The 17,541-nt window shown below is 62.6% G+C and carries 14 protein-coding genes; 6 read left to right on the forward strand and 8 right to left on the reverse strand.

The features are described 5' to 3' along the window. Positions 1-48: 48 nt before the first annotated feature. From carA to grpE, 5 genes are all read right to left on the reverse strand, one after another. Complete coding sequence (carA, locus tag AC07XM_RS24770; RefSeq protein ID WP_016391781.1) at positions 49-1,185, reverse strand: glutamine-hydrolyzing carbamoyl-phosphate synthase small subunit; 1,137 nt, start codon at positions 1,183-1,185, stop codon at positions 49-51. 327 nt (positions 1,186-1,512) lie between these two features. Then, the gene (dapB, locus tag AC07XM_RS24775; protein WP_016489177.1) at positions 1,513-2,316 is read right to left on the reverse strand and encodes a 4-hydroxy-tetrahydrodipicolinate reductase; all 804 of its coding nucleotides are present in this window, start codon (positions 2,314-2,316) and stop codon (positions 1,513-1,515) included. A 13-nt stretch (positions 2,317-2,329) separates the two neighbouring features. Further along, a complete protein-coding gene (gene dnaJ, locus AC07XM_RS24780) occupies positions 2,330-3,454 on the reverse strand; it encodes a molecular chaperone DnaJ (protein ID WP_016489178.1) in 1,125 nt (374 codons plus the stop codon). Positions 3,455-3,650: 196 nt separating this feature from the next. Continuing rightward, positions 3,651-5,576: a molecular chaperone DnaK gene (gene dnaK, locus AC07XM_RS24785; RefSeq protein WP_003249929.1), complete on the reverse strand. Its 1,926-nt coding sequence runs from the start codon at positions 5,574-5,576 to the stop codon at positions 3,651-3,653. A 101-nt stretch (positions 5,577-5,677) separates the two neighbouring features. Then, the gene (gene grpE, locus AC07XM_RS24790; RefSeq protein ID WP_016489179.1) at positions 5,678-6,235 is read right to left on the reverse strand and encodes a nucleotide exchange factor GrpE; all 558 of its coding nucleotides are present in this window, start codon (positions 6,233-6,235) and stop codon (positions 5,678-5,680) included. A 192-nt stretch (positions 6,236-6,427) separates the two neighbouring features. Here grpE and recN point away from each other — a divergent pair, with 192 nt between their 5' ends. Continuing rightward, on the forward strand, positions 6,428-8,101 hold the full coding sequence (recN, locus tag AC07XM_RS24795) for a DNA repair protein RecN (protein WP_016489180.1): 1,674 nt from the start codon (positions 6,428-6,430) through the stop codon (positions 8,099-8,101). 107 nt (positions 8,102-8,208) lie between these two features. Here the strand turns inward: recN and fur are convergent, their stop codons facing one another. After that, positions 8,209-8,613, reverse strand: a complete 405-nt coding sequence (fur, locus tag AC07XM_RS24800; protein WP_003249922.1) for a ferric iron uptake transcriptional regulator — start codon at positions 8,611-8,613, stop codon at positions 8,209-8,211. Between the two features lie 97 nt (positions 8,614-8,710). On the opposite strand from fur, the gene AC07XM_RS24805 reads away from it, so the two are divergent. Then, positions 8,711-9,247, forward strand: coding sequence for an outer membrane protein assembly factor BamE (locus AC07XM_RS24805; RefSeq protein ID WP_024717412.1), 537 nt, complete (start codon positions 8,711-8,713; stop codon positions 9,245-9,247). A 63-nt stretch (positions 9,248-9,310) separates the two neighbouring features. Here the strand turns inward: AC07XM_RS24805 and AC07XM_RS24810 are convergent, their stop codons facing one another. Continuing rightward, positions 9,311-9,745 (reverse strand): type II toxin-antitoxin system RatA family toxin, encoded by a 435-nt coding sequence (locus AC07XM_RS24810; RefSeq protein ID WP_016489182.1) that lies wholly within the window; start codon positions 9,743-9,745, stop codon positions 9,311-9,313. A 163-nt stretch (positions 9,746-9,908) separates the two neighbouring features. On the opposite strand from AC07XM_RS24810, the gene smpB reads away from it, so the two are divergent. Beyond that, the gene (gene smpB / locus AC07XM_RS24815) at positions 9,909-10,391 is read left to right on the forward strand and encodes an SsrA-binding protein SmpB (protein WP_016489183.1); all 483 of its coding nucleotides are present in this window, start codon (positions 9,909-9,911) and stop codon (positions 10,389-10,391) included. A gap of 133 nt (positions 10,392-10,524) precedes the next feature. Here the strand turns inward: smpB and AC07XM_RS24820 are convergent, their stop codons facing one another. Next, positions 10,525-11,292, reverse strand: a complete 768-nt coding sequence (locus AC07XM_RS24820) for an FCD domain-containing protein (RefSeq protein WP_016489184.1) — start codon at positions 11,290-11,292, stop codon at positions 10,525-10,527. A 254-nt stretch (positions 11,293-11,546) separates the two neighbouring features. Here AC07XM_RS24820 and AC07XM_RS24825 point away from each other — a divergent pair, with 254 nt between their 5' ends. The 3 genes from AC07XM_RS24825 (at position 11,547) to AC07XM_RS24835 (ending at position 17,312) form a co-directional block, all read left to right on the forward strand. Further along, positions 11,547-13,217, forward strand: a complete 1,671-nt coding sequence (locus tag AC07XM_RS24825; RefSeq protein ID WP_016489185.1) for a lactate permease LctP family transporter — start codon at positions 11,547-11,549, stop codon at positions 13,215-13,217. Between the two features lie 63 nt (positions 13,218-13,280). Continuing rightward, the gene (lldD, locus tag AC07XM_RS24830) at positions 13,281-14,426 is read left to right on the forward strand and encodes an FMN-dependent L-lactate dehydrogenase LldD (RefSeq protein WP_019470436.1); all 1,146 of its coding nucleotides are present in this window, start codon (positions 13,281-13,283) and stop codon (positions 14,424-14,426) included. Between the two features lie 75 nt (positions 14,427-14,501). Next, a complete protein-coding gene (locus AC07XM_RS24835; protein WP_023047601.1) occupies positions 14,502-17,312 on the forward strand; it encodes an FAD-binding and (Fe-S)-binding domain-containing protein in 2,811 nt (936 codons plus the stop codon). The last annotated feature ends 229 nt before the right edge of the window (positions 17,313-17,541 follow it).

A 17,541-nucleotide genomic window follows, 5' to 3' on the forward strand; every position in this document is an offset into this window, starting at 1 on the left:
CGCTTCCGGGCGCGGCGCGAGCCGGCCCGGGGCCTTGAAGCAGGATGCTCAGCGGCGCTTGGCCATGGCATCGGTGAAACGATCGAACAGTGGCGCGACGTCGGTCGGGCCAGGGCTCGCTTCAGGGTGGCCCTGGAAGCTGAACGCGCTCTTGTCGGTGCGCTCGATACCCTGCAGGGTGCCGTCGAACAGCGACTTGTGGATGGCGCGAACGTTGCCCGGCAGGGTGGCTTCGTCAACAGCAAAACCGTGGTTCTGGCTGGTGATCATGACCACGCCGGTATCCAGGTCCTGGACCGGGTGGTTGGCGCCGTGGTGACCGTGGCCCATTTTCACGGTCTTGGCACCGGACGCCAGGGCCAGCAGTTGGTGGCCGAGGCAAATGCCGAATACCGGAATCTCGGTTTCGAGAATTTCCTTGATCGCCTGAATGGCATAGTCGCACGGCTCGGGGTCACCAGGGCCGTTGGACAGGAACACACCGTCCGGGTTGAGTGCCAGCACTTCGCTGGCCGGGGTCTGGGCCGGCACCACAGTCACGCGGCAGCCACGGGCAACCAGCATGCGCAGGATGTTCAGCTTGACGCCGTAGTCGAAGGCGACCACGTGGTACGGCAGGTCGGCAGCTTCGATGGTCGGGTGGCTGTCGGTTTTCAGCTCCCACACACTGGAGCGCCACTCGTAACGTTCCTTGGTGGAAACGACCTTGGCCAGGTCCATGCCCTTCAGGCCAGGGAAGCCACGGGCGGCGGCGATGGCTGCCTCTTCGCTGATGTTGTCACCGGCGAGGATGCAACCGTTCTGAGCGCCTTTTTCACGCAGGATACGGGTCAGGCGACGGGTGTCGATGCCGGCGATGGCAACAACGTTGTTGGCCTTGAGGTACTCAGGCAGCGACTGGGTGTTGCGCCAGTTGCTGGCCAGCAGCGGCAGGTCACGGATGACCAGGCCAGCGGACCAGACGCGGTTCGACTCGGCATCTTCCGGCGTAGTGCCGGTGTTGCCGATGTGCGGATAGGTCAGGGTAACGATTTGCTGCGCGTAGGAAGGGTCTGTAAGGATTTCCTGGTAGCCGGTCATAGCGGTGTTGAACACCACCTCACCAACGGTCTGACCGTCGGCACCGATGGCTTCACCGCGAAAAATACTGCCGTCGGCAAGGGCGAGTATGGCTGGCTTTGTCAAGAAGACCTCCCGTAAATCAAGCATGAAAGGGCGATCGCAGGTTGCAAAAAAGCGGAGTGACGTATGGACACGTCACCCCGCTTTCATGTGCTGAATTCAATTCGCTGCGCGCTTTTAGTGGACACACTAAAGCTGTAGCTTACAGAAAAGTGCGTTTTCGGTCTACCGCATATGTGTCTCTAAAACACATCAATGCGACAGACTGACATCGGCGCGGGCTTCTTCGCGGGCTCGCCCGCTCCCACAGGACCACCACAGACCCCAAGACCTGCGCAATGCCTGTGGGAGCGGGCAAGCCCGCGAAGAAGCCAACACCACTCGAACGGCTTAGCGCAGCTCGAGCACATCCTGCATGTCGTACAGGCCAGGCGCGCGCCCATCCAGCCACAGCGCCGCACGCACGGCGCCCTTGGCGAAGGTCATGCGACTGGAAGCCTTGTGGGTAATTTCCAGGCGCTCGCCTTCGGCAGCGAACAGCACGGTGTGGTCACCCACCACATCACCAGCCCGCACAGTCGCGAAACCGATGGTCTTGCGATCACGCGCGCCGGTCTGCCCCTCACGACCATACACGGCCACTTCCTGCAGGTCTCGGCCCAGCGCATTGGCAACGACCTCACCCATGCGCAGCGCAGTGCCCGAAGGTGCATCGACCTTGTGCCGGTGGTGCGCCTCGATGATCTCGATGTCGACATCATCGCCCAGCACCCGCGCTGCCATGTCCAGCAGCTTCAGGCTAAGGTTTACACCCACGCTGAAGTTGGCGGCGAACACGATTGGAATGTCCTTGCCGGCCTCGGCCAACAGCTGCTTCTCTTCAGCTGTAAAACCGGTGGTGCCGATGATCATCGCCTTGCCGTGCTTGCGGCAAAACGCCAGGTTTTTCAGGGTGACCGAGGGGTGAGTGAAGTCGATGAGCACATCGAATTCATCGGCGACCTTGGCCAGATCATCGGACAACAGCACGCCAATCCGGCCAAGTGCCGCCAGCTCACCGGCGTCAGCCCCGACCAGCGAACTATCAGGACGATCGATCGCCGCCGTCAACCCGGCACCCGGGGTTTGCTGCACGGCTTCGATAAGGGTCTTGCCCATCCGCCCTGCCGCACCCATCACTGCAATACGTCGCATAGCCTGTTCCTTGTCAGAGATCGCCGAAGAAGCGCTTCACGCCATCGAACCAGCCACTGGCCTTGGGCGAGTGGGAGCTGTCGCCTTCCAGCGAGTCACGCAGCTCTTCGAGCAGCTCGCGCTGACGGCGGCTGAGGTTGACCGGGGTTTCCACCGCCACCCGGCACAGCAGGTCACCGGCACCACCACCGCGGACCGGCGCCACGCCCTTGCCACGCAGGCGGAACTGCTTGCCCGTCTGGGTACCTTCCGGAATTTTCAGTTTCACGCGGCCATCGAGGGTCGGCACTTCCAACTCGCCACCCAGGGCGGCATCGGTGAAGCTGATTGGCACTTCGCAGTACAAGTGCTTGCCATCGCGCTGGAAGATCTCGTGCTCACGCACACTGATCACCACGTACAGGTCGCCAGTCGGGCCACCATGGGCCCCGGCCTCGCCCTCGCCCGACAGGCGGATGCGGTCACCGGTATCGACACCTGCCGGCACCTTGACCGACAGCGTCTTGTATTCCTCGACACGGCCCTCGCCGTGGCACGAGGCGCACGGGTCGGTGATGATCTTGCCTTGGCCATGGCAGCGCGGGCAGGTCTGCTGCACCGAGAAGAAGCCTTGCTGCATGCGCACCTGGCCGATGCCACCACAAGTCGGGCAGGTGGACGGGGTCGAACCCTTCTTGGCGCCAGAGCCATCGCAAGGCTGGCAGTTGACCAGGGTGGGCACACGGATGCTGACCGTGGTGCCACGCACCGCTTCTTCCAGGTTCAGCTCCAGGGTGTAGCGCAGGTCGCTGCCGCGCTGGGCACCGCCACGGCCGCCACCGCGGCCGCCACCGAAGAAGTCGCTGAACACATCACCGAAGATATCGGAGAAGTTGGCGCCACCGAAGCCGGCACCACCACCGCCCATGCTTGGGTCGACACCTGCGTGGCCATACTGGTCGAACGCCGCGCGCTTGCTGGCATCAGACAGCACTTCGTAGGCCTCGTTGGCCTCCTTGAACTTGTCTTCAGACTCTTTGTCACCCGGGTTGCGGTCCGGGTGGTACTTCATCGCCAAACGGCGGTAAGCCTTTTTGAGGTCAGACTCACTGGCGCCGCGCTCGACGCCCAGAACCTCATAATAATCACGCTTGGACATAGGTCATTTGCACCTTGTTGGGCGTCTGGCATCTGCGCCGCGCCATCAGCACCTGCCTGCGCCTCCAAAGGTGGCTGACAGATGCTGTAAAAATTCTCGAATTCCAGATACGCCAACGCGGGAGCAAGCCCCCGCGCGGCGACATCCTACCAGCTCACCGCCAAACGGCGGTGAGCTGGCCGACAACATGCAGGGATTACTGCTTGTTGTTGTCTTTCACTTCTTCGAACTCGGCGTCAACCACGTCATCGTGCTTGGCTTCCGGCTCGGCCTGCTGCGCGCCACCCTGAGGCTGTTCAGCCGACTGCTCGGCGTACATTTTCTGGGCAACCGGGGCAGAGACCTTGGACAGCTCCTCGACCTTGGCATCGATGGCAGCCTTGTCGTCGCCTTTGACGGCGGCTTCCAGGGCAACCACAGCCGCTTCGATGGCAGTTTTCTCTTCAGCGGTGACCTTGTCACCCGCGTCAGCGACCATCTTGCGGGTCGAGTGAACCAGTGCATCACCCTGGTTACGGGCCGCGGCCAGCTCTTCGAACTTGCGGTCTTCCTCGGCGTTGGCCTCGGCGTCACGCACCATGCGCTCGATCTCTTCGTCCGACAGGCCGGAGTTGGCCTTGATCACGATCGACTGAGTCTTGCCGGTAGCCTTGTCTTTCGCGCCTACGTGCAGGATGCCGTTGGCGTCGATGTCGAAGGTTACTTCGATTTGTGGAACGCCACGCGGTGCTGGCGGAATGTCAGCCAGGTCGAACTTGCCCAGCGACTTGTTCTGCGCAGCCTGCTTACGCTCGCCTTGCAGTACGTGAATGGTCACGGCGCCCTGGTTGTCATCGGCAGTGGAGAACACCTGCGACTTCTTGGTCGGGATGGTGGTGTTCTTCTCGATCAGCGCAGTCATCACGCCGCCCATGGTTTCGATACCCAGGGTCAGCGGGCTGACGTCCAGCAGCAGCACGTCTTTCACGTCACCGGCCAGAACAGCACCCTGGATGGCAGCGCCCATGGCAACGGCTTCGTCCGGGTTGACGTCCTTGCGGGCTTCTTTACCGAAGAAGTCGGCTACTTCTTTCTGCACCAGCGGCATACGGGTCTGACCGCCGACCAGGATCACGTCGTCGATCTTGCTGGCGTCGATGCCGGCGTCTTTCAGGGCGATGCGGCAAGGCTCGATGGTACGCTTGACCAGGTCTTCGACCAGCGACTCCAGCTTGGCGCGGGAGATCTTCACGTTCAGGTGCTTAGGACCGGTGGCATCTGCAGTGATGTACGGCAGGTTGACGTCGGTCGACTGAGCGGACGACAGTTCGATCTTGGCTTTTTCTGCGGCTTCTTTCAGGCGCTGCAGGGCCAGAGGATCGTTCTTCAGGTCCATGCCCGACTCTTTCTTGAACTCGTCGACGAGGTAGTCGATCAGGCGCATGTCGAAGTCTTCGCCACCCAGGAAGGTGTCGCCGTTGGTAGCCAGTACTTCGAACTGGTGCTCACCGTCGACTTCGGCGATTTCGATGACCGAAACGTCGAAGGTACCACCACCCAGGTCATAAACGATGACGGTGTGGTCGCCCTTGGCCTTGTCCATGCCGTACGCCAGTGCAGCGGCGGTCGGCTCGTTGATGATGCGCTTTACGTCCAGGCCAGCGATACGACCGGCGTCTTTGGTAGCCTGACGCTGGCTGTCGTTGAAGTAGGCCGGAACGGTGATGACCGCTTCGGTCACTGGCTCGCCGAGGTAGTCTTCGGCGGTCTTCTTCATTTTCTTCAGGACTTCGGCGCTGATTTGCGGCGGAGCCATTTCCTTGCCAGCCGCTTCGACCCAGGCGTCACCGTTGTTCGCCTTGACGATCTTGTACGGCACCAGCTTGATGTCTTTTTGCACGACATCTTCTTCGAAGCGGCGGCCAATCAGGCGCTTCACTGCGAACAGGGTGTTGTGCGGGTTGGTCACAGCCTGGCGCTTGGCCGACTGACCTACCAGGATTTCGCCATCGTTGGCGTAGGCCACGATCGAAGGGGTAGTACGCGCACCTTCGGCGTTTTCGATGACCTTGACGTTACCGTTTTCCAGAATGGAGACGCACGAGTTGGTGGTCCCCAGGTCGATACCGATGATTTTACCCATGTTAACTCTCCCGAAACTTGAATTTGGTAGCAGCGACTACTTTGGCCAACTGCGGTAATACTTGAAGGCTTGACACCTAGATGGGGATGCCCCGATGGATTTCAAGCCTTTTCATTGATCGAGGGTTGCGCCGCGCTCGGCGCCTTGCTGACCACCACCATGGCGGGGCGCAGCAGGCGGCCGTTCAGCAGGTAACCCTTCTGGAACACATTCAGCACGCTGTTTGGCTCGACTTCGCCGTTTTCCTGCATGGCCATGGCCTGGTGGTGCTCAGGGTTGAACGGCTGGCCGTGCGGGTCGACCGCTTCGAGGTTGTAGCGCTTGAGGGTGTCCTGGAACATCTTCAGGGTCAGCTCGACGCCTTCGCGGATCTGCTTGACGTGCTCGTCCTCGGCGCTGGAGTGGGCCAGGGCCAGCTCCAGGCTGTCGATCACCGGCAGCAGGTCGCTGGAGAACTTCTCCAGGGCAAACTTGTGGGCTTTCTCCACATCCTGCTCGGCACGACGGCGCACGTTCTGCACGTCGGCAACGGCGCGCAGCGCCTGGTCCTTGGCTGCGGCCAGCTGTTCCTCGAGCTCCAGAACACGGGTGTCAGCTGCAGTACCTGCACCGGTTTCTTCCACGTTAAGGTCTTTCTCGTTCAGCTGTTCATCAGCCATGGGGTCTCTCCTGCGCAATTTTGTAGACTGCGAGCCAGGCTCGCCTGTGATGTCGGCTATATGGGGCCGGAAAAACCAGCTTCAAGGGGGCAAGGTGCTTTTCCCCACTGCAACAGATTCTGTGAAGGGCATTGGCAGGCCCGAAAAAAGTACTGTATAAATAACCAGACCTGACTTTCGGGAGCCGCCCCCATGCTGGTGCACCTGTCCATTCACAACTACGCCATCGTCGAGCACCTCGACCTCGAAATTGCCCGCGGCATGTCCGTCATCACGGGTGAGACCGGCGCTGGCAAATCGATCATGCTCGACGCCCTCGGCCTGGCCCTGGGCGATCGGGCCGACAGTGGCGTGGTGCGCCCTGGCACCGACAAGGCGGACATCCTCGCCACCTTCGACCTGGTAGACATCCCCGAGGCCCACGCCTGGCTGGCCGAACGCGACCTGGACAACGACGGCCTGTGCATCCTGCGCCGGGTAATCACCGCTGAAGGCCGCAGCCGCGGCTACATCAATGGCACGCCGTGCCCGCTGGGCGACCTCAAGGCGCTGGGCGAGCTGCTGATCGATATCCACAGCCAGCACGAGCACCAATCGCTGCTCAAGACCGACACCCACCGCCGCCTGCTCGACGAGTACGCCGGCGCCGTCGACCTGGCCCGCCAGGTGCACCTGGCCGCCAAGCGCTGGAACCAGACCCGCCTAGAGCTGGAGCGGCTGTCCAATTCGGGTGACGAGCAGCGTGCCCGCCATCAACTGCTCAGCTACCAGCTGGAAGAGCTGGACAACCTTGGCCTGGGTGAGCACGAACTGGAGCAACTGGAACAGGAACACAAGAACCTGACCAGCGCCGAAGCCCTGTTCGGCATTTGTCGCCAGGTGATCGACCAGTGCAGTGAAAGCGATTCGGGCAACGTGCTCAGCGCCCTCACCTCCAGCCTGAACCGCCTGGGTGCCGCTACCCACTCGCCCAAGGCACTCAGCGAAGCAGCCAACCTGATCGCCAGCGCACAGATTCAGGTCGAGGAAGCCGTGGGCGAACTCAATCGCTTCCTCGACAATTTCGACGCCGACCCGATGCGCTTGCAAGCACTGGAAGAGCGCCTGGACACCATTTATACGCTGGCACGCAAACACCGCGTGCACCCCACTGAACTGCCTCACCTGCAACAACAGTTGATGGAAGAGATCGAAGGCCTGAACGCCAGTGATGAGTCGATCGAGCGCCTAGGCGAAGAACTGGCCGCTTTCGCACACCACTATAAAGAGCGGGCTCGCGAGCTCAGCGCCCTGCGCCAGCAAGCCGCGCAGCAACTGGCGGGCGCCGTCGAGCAGGAAATCCAGCGCCTGGGCATGCCCGGCGGGCGGTTCCGTATCGAGCTCACTCCCACCGAGGGCGCAGACCTGTCACCGCATGGCCTGGAGCAGATCGAACTGTTGGTCAGCGCCAACCCCGGCCAACCGCTCAAGGGCCTGGCAAAGGTGGCCTCAGGTGGCGAACTGTCGCGTATCAGCCTGGCGATCCAGGTGATTACCGCGCAGACATCACGCATACCTACCCTGGTGTTCGACGAAGTCGACGTAGGTATTGGCGGCCCTACGGCCGAAATTGTCGGCCAGTTGTTGCGCCGCCTGGGCGAGCGCGGCCAGGTACTGACCGTGACCCACTTGCCACAGGTCGCTGCGCAAGGGCATCACCACCTGTTTGTGCACAAGGTGCGCAACAGCGACACCACCCACACCGCCGTGGCCAGCCTGGGCAAGCGTGAGCGGGTCGAGGAAGTGGCGCGAATGCTGGGCGGCATTGACCTGACCAAGGAATCCCTGGCGCATGCGCGCAAGATGGTGGTTTCTGGCAAGGCCTGATGCTACCTGTACTGGCCCTATCGCCGGCAAGCAAATTAATCTGCCCGAAGCAGAAAGCACAAAGGCGACCCGAAGGTCGCCTTTGTCATTCATAACGATAAAAACCGTTACTTCTTCTTACGCACATACAGGACCAGATTGTGGTCCACCAGCTCAAAGCCATGCTCGGCTACGATTTCGCGCTGGCGCTTCTCGATTTCGGCATCCATGAACTCGATGACTTCACTGGTATCCACGTTCACCATATGGTCGTGGTGACCGCCATCGGCCAGCTCGAACACTGCATGGCCGCCGTCGAAGTTGTGGCGAACCACCAGCCCCGCCGCTTCGAACTGGGTCAGTACGCGATAGACGGTGGCCAGGCCTACGTCCTCGCCTGCTTCCATCAGTGCCTTGTAAACATCCTCGGCACTCATGTGACGCTGCTCGGTGGAATCGAGCATCTGAAGGATCTTGACTCGAGGCAGGGTCACCTTGAGACCGGCTTTGCGCAATTCGCTATTTTCAACCATGGTCAGCTTTCTCGCCGATGCTGCTTCGCAGCTTCTCTTAATACGGGTATGATCGGGGTTTACGTTGTCCAGCCAAGATAGTGGAAGTCGCCCACCGATGCAAAACACCAAGCTCTTGCTAACCAGCCTCACCCTAGTGGGACTGCTCGCACTCGCCGGTTGCTCGTTTCCCGGGGTTTACAAAATCGACATCCAGCAGGGCAATGTCGTCACGCAGGACATGATAGACCAATTACGCCCGGGAATGACCCGCCGGCAAGTAAGGTTTATCATGGGCAACCCGCTGATTCAGGACACCTTCCACACCAACCGTTGGGATTACCTGTACAGCCTGCAGCCGGGTGGTGGTAAACGCCAGCAAGAGCGCATGAGCATCTTCTTCAACGAAAGCGACCAACTGGTCAGCTTGTCGGGCGACTTCATGCCAGGCGTCAGCCGCGACCAGGAAATCCTCGGTGGCAGCAGCGACACCACCGTCAGCCCGGCCACCGAGCCAGGCCAGACCGAACAGCCAGCAGCGCAGCCTGAAGAAAAACCAGCCAAGCCTGGTTCGACTGAAGAGGCCATTCAGCGCGAAATCGACACCATCGAGACCACCCCGGTCCCGACCCCGGCACCGCTGGAAACCCGTTAACCGGGAACAGCAGATGCAAAAAAGCCCGGACCTGGTCCGGGCTTTTTGTTTGCGGCTTATCCGTCAGCCATTCAATTGCTTGGCACGCTGGCAGAACGCGTCGACCAGTGTGTTGGCCGCCTGATTGAACAGCGGGCCCAACGTGGCGCGCACAATCGGCCCGGCATAATCGAAGGACAGGTCCAGGCTGATCTTGCAGGCCTTTTCGCCCAACGGTTTGAACACCCACACGCCATGCAGCTGCGTGAAAGGCCCCTCTTCAAGGTTCATCTCGATCGACTGCCCCGGCACCAGCACATTACGCGTGACGAAGTACTGGCTCATGCCGCCCTTGGCCACCTCCAGTTTGGCATGCATGTGCGTATCACTGGCATCGATCACCGTCGAGGCCGAGCACCACGGCAGAAACTCTGGGTAGCTGGCCACATCGTTGACCAGATCGTAGAGCGCCTGGGCGGGGTATGGCAGCAGGGCGGAGCGTTGAATATGGGTAGTCATCCAGGCGTCACTTCCAAGGCTGGGTGGCTTCGCTTCGCAGCGTGCCGAAAACAGGTTCTGTGCGTATGACAGGGTTTGTATTGTCCGGTATTCATTCCGGTGGCTCAAGCACACCGAAATCCCATAGCGAACGACGCGCGGCTTTGCCTATAATGCCGCCCCTATGGCTAAGCAAAAAAAACATCCGACCGGGACCATCGCGCAGAATAAAAAAGCGCGACACGATTACTTCATCGAACACAAGTTCGAGGCCGGGCTGGTCCTTTCCGGCTGGGAAGTAAAAAGCCTGCGAGCTGGCAAGGCGCACCTCGTTGACAGTTACGTGCTGCTCAAGGACGGTGAGGCCTGGCTGTTCGGCAGCCACATCACCCCGCTGACCACTGCCAGCACCCACGTCATCGCCGACCCCATCCGCACCCGCAAGCTGCTGCTGAACAAGCGTGAGCTCGAGCGGCTGGAAGCGGCTGTAGCGCAAAAAGGCTACACCTGCGTGGCGTTGTCGCTGTACTGGAGCAAGCACCTGATCAAGTGCGAAATCGCACTGGGCAAGGGCAAGAAGGAATTCGACAAGCGCGACACCGTGCGCGAACGCGATTCCAACCGCGAGCTGCAGCGGGTTGTGCGGAACAAGGGCAAGGAAGACTAATCGGTCTTTAGCCTGTTCCGGCCTCTTCGCGGGCACGCCCGCTCCCACACGGCCTTCACAGCCCTTGAAAGCTGTGAGGGTCCTGTGGGAGCGGGCTTGCCCCGCGAAGAGGCCAGCACTGCTTATACAAACCTCAGCGCCCGCTGCGCCGCTCCGCGCGCGCCACGCGCTGCGCCTCTTCATGCGCTTCTTCCAGCACCTCCTGCACATACAGAATGTGCCGGCTGGACACTTCCCGCGCATCTTCCGCCCTGCCCTCGACAATCGCCAGGTACAGCTCCCGGTGCTGACTGATCAGCATGTCCCGGGTTTCGGTGCGCTGCTGATACATGCCGCCAATGTTGGTCACCACGTTGCGCTTGAGCAGGTCGAACAAGCCCCGAATGGTGTGCAGCAAGACCGCGTTATGGCTGGCCTCGGCAATCGCCAGGTGAAAGCGTGCATCCGCCGCGCCCTCCTCCGCGCGGGTCACTTCATCGACCCGGGTGTAGCAGTCTTGCAACGCATCGAAGGCCGCCTTCAAACGCGCCCGGTCCGGGTCGGTGGCGCGCTGGGCGGCGTAGTAGGCGCACGACGCCTCCAGGGTATGGCGAAATTCGAGCAGGTCGCGCTGCGCCTCGGCACTGTGCTCAAGCAACTGCAGCAGTGGGTCGCTGAAGGTAGAGCCCAGCGACTCGGCAACAAAATTGCCCCCGCCCTGGCGGCTGACCAGCAGCCCTTTGGCCACCAGCTTCTGGATCGCCTCACGCAGTGACGGGCGGGACACGCCGAACTGCTCGGCAAGGGCGCGTTCGGCCGGCAGCCGCTGCCCCGAGGTCAGCGTGCCTTCCAGAATCATCCCTTCCAACCGATCGACGATGTCGTCGGACAGGCGCCGTTGGCGGACCTGATCAAAAACCATCACATGCTCTCCACAAACCCCCGGCAAATTTCAGGGGCGCCTATTCTCGCCGATCCAGGCCGCGCAAACACCCATCAAGCCGCGATTTTGCCAGCGCATCAGGCGCCCGCTCATCGGCACGCGACCAAAGTTTTGCACAGGACAAATTGACACACCCACGACAGCGCTTTTAACCTAGCGACCAGCCATTGTAAATTGGTCTTACCAATTATCCAATGCCAGTGCTGACCAACAACAATTAGGGGCCACCCCATATGCAAACCTGGCAACAACTCTATAGCCCGCTTGGTAGTCTTGGCCTGTCCGCACTGGCGGCAGTCATCCCTATCGTGTTCTTCTTCCTTGCCCTCGCCGTGTTCCGCCTGAAAGGCCACGTAGCGGGCAGCATCACCCTTGCCCTGTCGATCCTGGTGGCGATCTTCGCCTTCCAGATGCCTGTCGACATGGCCCTCGCCGCCGCGGGTTACGGCTTCCTCTACGGCCTCTGGCCGATTGCCTGGATCATCGTTGCCGCGGTGTTCCTGTACAAACTCACGGTGAAGAGCGGCCAGTTCGAAGTGATCCGCAGCTCGGTGCTGTCGATTACCGACGACCAGCGTTTGCAAGTGCTGCTGATCGGCTTCTGCTTCGGTGCCTTCCTCGAAGGCGCGGCGGGCTTCGGCGCCCCCGTGGCAATCACTGCCGCGCTGCTGGTGGGCCTGGGCTTCAACCCGTTGTACGCCGCCGGCCTGTGCCTGATCGCCAACACCGCCCCCGTGGCCTTCGGCGCCCTGGGCATCCCGATCATCGTGGCCGGCCAGGTCACCGGCATCGACGCCTTCCACATCGGCGCCATGACTGGCCGCCAGCTGCCGCTGCTGTCGCTGTTCGTGCCGTTCTGGCTGGTGTTCATGATGGACGGCCTACGTGGCGTGAAAGAAACCTGGCCTGCCGCCCTGGTCGCCGGCCTGAGCTTCGCCGTCACCCAGTACTTCACCTCGAACTTCATCGGCCCTGAACTGCCCGACATCACCTCGGCGCTGGCCAGCCTGATCTGCCTCACCCTGTTCCTGAAAGTCTGGCAGCCAAAGCGTTCGTTCAGCGAAGCCAAAGGCAGCGTCGGCGCAGCCGTTGTGCAGCCAAGCGGCAGCCAGCCTAGCCCTTACAGCTTTGGCGAAATCTTCAAGGCCTGGTCGCCGTTCCTGATCCTGACCGTACTGGTCACCATCTGGACCCTGAAGCCGTTCAAGGCAGCGTTCGCCCCGGGCGGCGCGATGTACAACTTCGTGTTCAACTTCGCCATCCCGCACCTCGACCAGTTGGTGATCAAGACCGCACCGATCGTTGCCGCGCCCACTGCCATGCCAGCAGTGTTCAAGCTCGACCCGATCTCCGCCACCGGCACCGCGATCTTCCTCTCGGCGCTGATTTCCATGGCAGTGCTGAAGATCAACTTCAAAACTGGTCTGACCACTTTCAAAGAGACCTTCTGGGAGCTGCGCTGGCCTATCCTGTCGATCGGCATGGTGCTGGCCTTCGCCTTCGTCACCAACTACTCGGGCATGTCCTCGACCATGGCCCTGGTACTGGCCGGCACCGGTGCCGCGTTCCCGTTCTTCTCGCCGTTCCTTGGCTGGCTGGGCGTATTCCTGACCGGTTCGGACACCTCGTCCAACGCCCTGTTCAGCTCGCTGCAGGCCACCACCGCACACCAGATCGGCGTCAACGACACCTTGCTGGTAGCGGCCAACACCAGCGGCGGCGTGACCGGCAAGATGATCTCGCCCCAGTCCATTGCCGTGGCCTGCGCCGCCACCGGCCTGGTGGGCAAGGAATCCGACCTGTTCCGCTTCACCGTCAAGCACAGCCTGTTCTTTGCCACCATCGTGGGCCTGATCACCTTGGTGCAGGCTTACTGGCTGACCGGCATGCTGGTTCATCACTAAAGTGAAAGGGGCCGGGCGCCATCGCGCGCCCGGCACTCCCCACAAGCAACGCTGCGAGAATCCATGATCATTTCTGCCTCTACCGACTATCGCGCCGCGGCCCAACGCAAGCTGCCTCCTTTCCTGTTCCACTACGCCGACGGCGGCGCCTACGCCGAGCACACCCTGCGCCACAACGTGTCGGACCTGGCCGGTATTGCCCTGCGCCAACGCGTGCTGAACAACATGTCCGAGCTCAGCCTGGAAACCAAGTTGTTCGACGAAACCCTGAGCATGCCGGTGGCCCTGGCCCCGGTCGGCCTCACCGGCATGTACGCCCGCCGTGGCGAAGTGCAGGCGGCGCGTGCAGCGGCCGCCCACGGCATCCCGTTCACGATGTCTACCGTGTCGGTGTGCCCGATCGAAGAAGTGGCCCCGGCCATCGACCGGCCGATGTGGTTCCAGCTGTACGTGCTGAAGGACCGCGGCTTCATGCGCAATGCCCTGGAGCGGGCCAAGGCCGCCGGGGTCAAGACCCTGGTGTTCACCGTCGACATGCCGGTACCCGGCGCCCGCTACCGCGATGCCCACTCGGGCATGAGCGGCCGCAACGGCCCGCTGCGCCGCGTGCTGCAAGCCATGACCCACCCCGAGTGGGCGTGGGATGTTGGGGTGATGGGCCGCCCGCACGACCTGGGCAACATCTCCAAGTACCGCGGCAACCCCACCGGCCTGGCCGACTATATCGGCTGGCTGGGTAACAACTTCGACCCGTCCATCTCCTGGAAAGACCTGGAGTGGATCCGCGAGTACTGGGACGGCCCGATGATCATCAAGGGCATTCTGGATGCCGATGACGCCCGCGATGCGGTCAAGTTCGGCGCCGACGGCATTGTGGTGTCCAACCACGGCGGCCGCCAGCTCGATGGCGTGCTGTCCAGCGCCCGCGCCCTGCCGGCCATTGCCGACGCCGTCAAAGGTGACCTGAAGATTCTGGCCGACTCCGGCATCCGCAGTGGGCTCGACGTGGTGCGCATGATCGCCCTGGGTGCCGACACCGTACTGATCGGCCGCGCCTTCCTCTATGCCCTTGCCGTGCACGGCCAGGCCGGGGTGAAGAACCTGCTTGAGCTGTTCGAGAAGGAAATGCGCGTGGCCATGGTGCTGACCGGCGCCAAGTCGATCAGCGAGATCACCCGTGACTCGCTGGTACGCGAACTGGGCGCCTGACCGCCTGCAAGAAACACCGCCTGATTGACCCGGGGCATGTGGCGCACAGACGCCACAGCCCCGCGAGGAGACTGCATGAGCTTGCCCGCCGCGTTCCTGCGTGATGCCGAGCGCCTGATACCCGCCGAACGCCGCTTCGACGACCCCACGTCCACCCTGGCCTTTGGCACCGACGCCAGCTTCTACCGGCTGATCCCCAAGCTGGTGGTGCGCGTCGAGTCCGAGGACGAAGTGGTCGGCCTGATCAAACTGGCCCAGCGCGAGCGGGTGCCGGTCACCTTCCGCGCCGCCGGCACCAGCCTGTCTGGCCAGGCCATCACCGACTCGGTGCTGATTGTGCTCGGCGATAACTGGAACGGCCGCGAAATCCGTGGCCAGGGCGAGCAGATCCGCCTGCAACCCGGCGTGATCGGCGCCCAGGCCAACGCCTGGCTGGCCCCCTTCGGGCGCAAGATCGGCCCCGACCCGGCCTCGATCAACGCCTGCAAAATTGGCGGCATCGTTGCCAACAACGCCAGCGGCATGTGCTGCGGCACCGCGCAGAATACTTACCACACCCTGGCCGGCCTGCGCCTGGTGCTGGCCGACGGCACCCGCCTGGACAGTGAAGACCCGGCCAGCGTCGCCGCCTTTGAAAAAAGCCACGCCGCGCTGCTGGAATCGCTGGCCCGCCTGGCCCGCGAGACCCGCGCCAACACCGCGCTGGCCGAGCGCATCCGGCACAAATACCGGCTGAAGAACACCACCGGCCTGTCGCTGAACGCACTGGTGGACTACGACCAGCCGCTGGACATCCTGCAGCACCTGCTGGTCGGTTCCGAAGGCACGCTGGGCTTCATCAGCGCCGTCACCTACAACACCGTGCCCGACCACCCGCACAAGGCCAGCGCCCTGCTGGTGTTCCCCAGCGTCGAAAGCTGCTGCCGCGCGGTACCCGTGCTCAAGCAGCAGCCGGTCTCGGCCGTGGAACTGCTCGACCGCCGCAGCCTGCGCTCGGTGCAGAACATGCCCGGCATGCCGCTGTGGGTAAAAGGCCTGTCAGACAACGCCTGCGCCCTGCTGATCGAGTCCCGCGCCGCCAGCCAGAGCCTGCTGCACGAGCAATTGCACCAGGTAATGGCCTCGATCGCCGACTTCCCGCTGGAACAGCAAGTGGACTTCAGCGAAGACCCGGCCGTGTACAACCAGCTGTGGAAAATCCGCAAGGACACCTTCCCCGCCGTCGGCGCCGTGCGCCAGACCGGCACCACGGTGATCATCGAAGACGTGACCTTCCCCGTCGAGCAACTGGCCGAAGGCGTCAACCGCCTGATCCTGCTGTTCGACAAGCACCGCTATGACGAAGCGATCATTTTTGGCCACGCGCTGGAAGGCAACCTGCACTTCGTCTTCACCCAAGGCTTCAACAGCGCCGAGGAAGTCGCCCGTTACCAGGCCTTCATGGACGACGTGGCGCACCTGGTGGCCGTGGAGTTTGGCGGTTCACTAAAAGCCGAGCACGGCACCGGCCGCAACATGGCACCGTTCGTGGAACTGGAGTGGGGCCATGACGCCTACCAGCTGATGTGGAAGCTCAAGCGCCTGCTCGACCCCAACGGCATCCTCAACCCCGACGTGGTGCTGAGCATCGATCCGGACATCCACCTGAAAAACCTCAAGCCGCTGCCTGCCGCCGACGAAATCGTCGACAAGTGCATCGAATGCGGCTTCTGCGAACCGGTGTGCCCGTCCAAGGGGCTTACCCTCAGCCCACGCCAGCGCATCGTCATGTGGCGTGACATCCAGGCCAAGCAACGCGCCGGCATCGACACCCGCGAACTGATGCAGACCTACCAGTACCAAGGCATCGACACCTGCGCCGCCACCGGCCTGTGCGCCCAGCGCTGCCCGGTCGGTATCAACACCGGCGAGCTGGTGAAAAAACTGCGCAGCCAGGCCGCCGAGCACAACAAGACCGCCGACTGGCTGGCCGAGCACTTCCACACCGCATTGGGTGGCGCCCGCCTTACCCTCACAGCCGCCAACACTGCACGCAAGCTGCTCGGCGCCCCGCGCCTGGGCCGCCTTAGCGCCTCGCTGAGCAAAGCCAGCAAAGGCCGCCTGCCCCAGTGGACCCCGGCCATGCCACAACCCCTGCGCCCGATCAGCTTCGGCCCGGCCAGCAACGACGCCCGCCCCCGCGTGGTGTACCTGGCCGCCTGCGTGTCACGGGTGATGGGCCCGGCCTATGCCGACCGCGAGCAAAGCTCGCTGCTGGACAAAACCCGCGCCCTGCTGGAAAAGGCCGGTTACCAGGTGGTGTTCCCCGACAACGCCGACAGCCTGTGCTGCGGCCAGCCCTTCGCCTCCAAGGGTTACCCCGAGCAGGCCGAGCACAAGCGCCAGGAGCTGATCACCGCCCTGCTGCACGCCAGCCGCGGCGGCCTTGACCCGATCTACTGCGACACAAGCCCCTGCACCTTGCGCCTGGTGCAAGACCTGGGCGAAACCCGGCTGGACCTGTACGACCCGGTGCGCTTCATCCGCACCCACCTGCTCGACCGCCTGGAGTTCACCCCCCAGGACGAGCCGGTAGCCGTGCACGTGACCTGCAGCACCCAACACCTGGGCGAAAGCCAGGCCTTGATCGACCTGGCGCGGCGCTGCAGCAAACAGGTGGTAATCCCCGAAGGCATCCATTGCTGCGGGTTTGCCGGTGACAAAGGCTTCACCACCCCCGAGCTCAACGCCCACTCGCTGCGCAGCCTGAAGGATGCGGTGCAGTATTGCAGCGAAGGCATCTCCACCAGCCGCACCTGCGAAATAGGCCTGTCGAGCCACAGCGGCATCGACTACCACGGCCTGGTCTACCTGGTAGACCGTGTTACCCGGCCACGCAGCATCTAAAGGCAGACACCTTCACCCTTGTGGGAGCGGCCTTGTGTCGCGATCGGGCCGCAAAGCGGCCCCAGGTTCTCAGCAGCGCTGCATAGATCCCCGGGGCTGCTCTGCAGCCCTTTCGCGACACAAGGCCGCTCCCACAGGTACAGCGCATACCCGAGCCAAGCACGATCCCTGTGGGAGCGGCTTCAGCCGCGAACACCGGCAAAGCCGGTGCCATCCCCCACCCCAACAT

The sequence above is a fragment of the Pseudomonas sp. GW460-LB5 genome (genome assembly GCF_059423245.1).

What these genes read in the sequence shown, in the direction of transcription:
- dapB (WP_016489177.1), bottom strand. Translation starts at nt 2,316, where the DNA reads ATGCGACGTATTGCAGTGATGGGTGCGGCAGGGCGGATGGGCAAGACC.
- dnaJ (WP_016489178.1), bottom strand. Translation starts at nt 3,454, where the DNA reads ATGTCCAAGCGTGATTATTATGAGGTTCTGGGCGTCGAGCGCGGCGCC.
- dnaK (WP_003249929.1), bottom strand. Translation starts at nt 5,576, where the DNA reads ATGGGTAAAATCATCGGTATCGACCTGGGGACCACCAACTCGTGCGTC.
- grpE (WP_016489179.1), bottom strand. Translation starts at nt 6,235, where the DNA reads ATGGCTGATGAACAGCTGAACGAGAAAGACCTTAACGTGGAAGAAACC.
- recN (WP_016489180.1), top strand. Translation starts at nt 6,428, where the DNA reads ATGCTGGTGCACCTGTCCATTCACAACTACGCCATCGTCGAGCACCTC.
- fur (WP_003249922.1), bottom strand. Translation starts at nt 8,613, where the DNA reads ATGGTTGAAAATAGCGAATTGCGCAAAGCCGGTCTCAAGGTGACCCTG.
- AC07XM_RS24805 (WP_024717412.1), top strand. Translation starts at nt 8,711, where the DNA reads ATGCAAAACACCAAGCTCTTGCTAACCAGCCTCACCCTAGTGGGACTG.
- AC07XM_RS24810 (WP_016489182.1), bottom strand. Translation starts at nt 9,745, where the DNA reads ATGACTACCCATATTCAACGCTCCGCCCTGCTGCCATACCCCGCCCAG.
- smpB (WP_016489183.1), top strand. Translation starts at nt 9,909, where the DNA reads ATGGCTAAGCAAAAAAAACATCCGACCGGGACCATCGCGCAGAATAAA.
- AC07XM_RS24820 (WP_016489184.1), bottom strand. Translation starts at nt 11,292, where the DNA reads ATGGTTTTTGATCAGGTCCGCCAACGGCGCCTGTCCGACGACATCGTC.
- AC07XM_RS24825 (WP_016489185.1), top strand. Translation starts at nt 11,547, where the DNA reads ATGCAAACCTGGCAACAACTCTATAGCCCGCTTGGTAGTCTTGGCCTG.
- lldD (WP_019470436.1), top strand. Translation starts at nt 13,281, where the DNA reads ATGATCATTTCTGCCTCTACCGACTATCGCGCCGCGGCCCAACGCAAG.
- AC07XM_RS24835 (WP_023047601.1), top strand. Translation starts at nt 14,502, where the DNA reads ATGAGCTTGCCCGCCGCGTTCCTGCGTGATGCCGAGCGCCTGATACCC.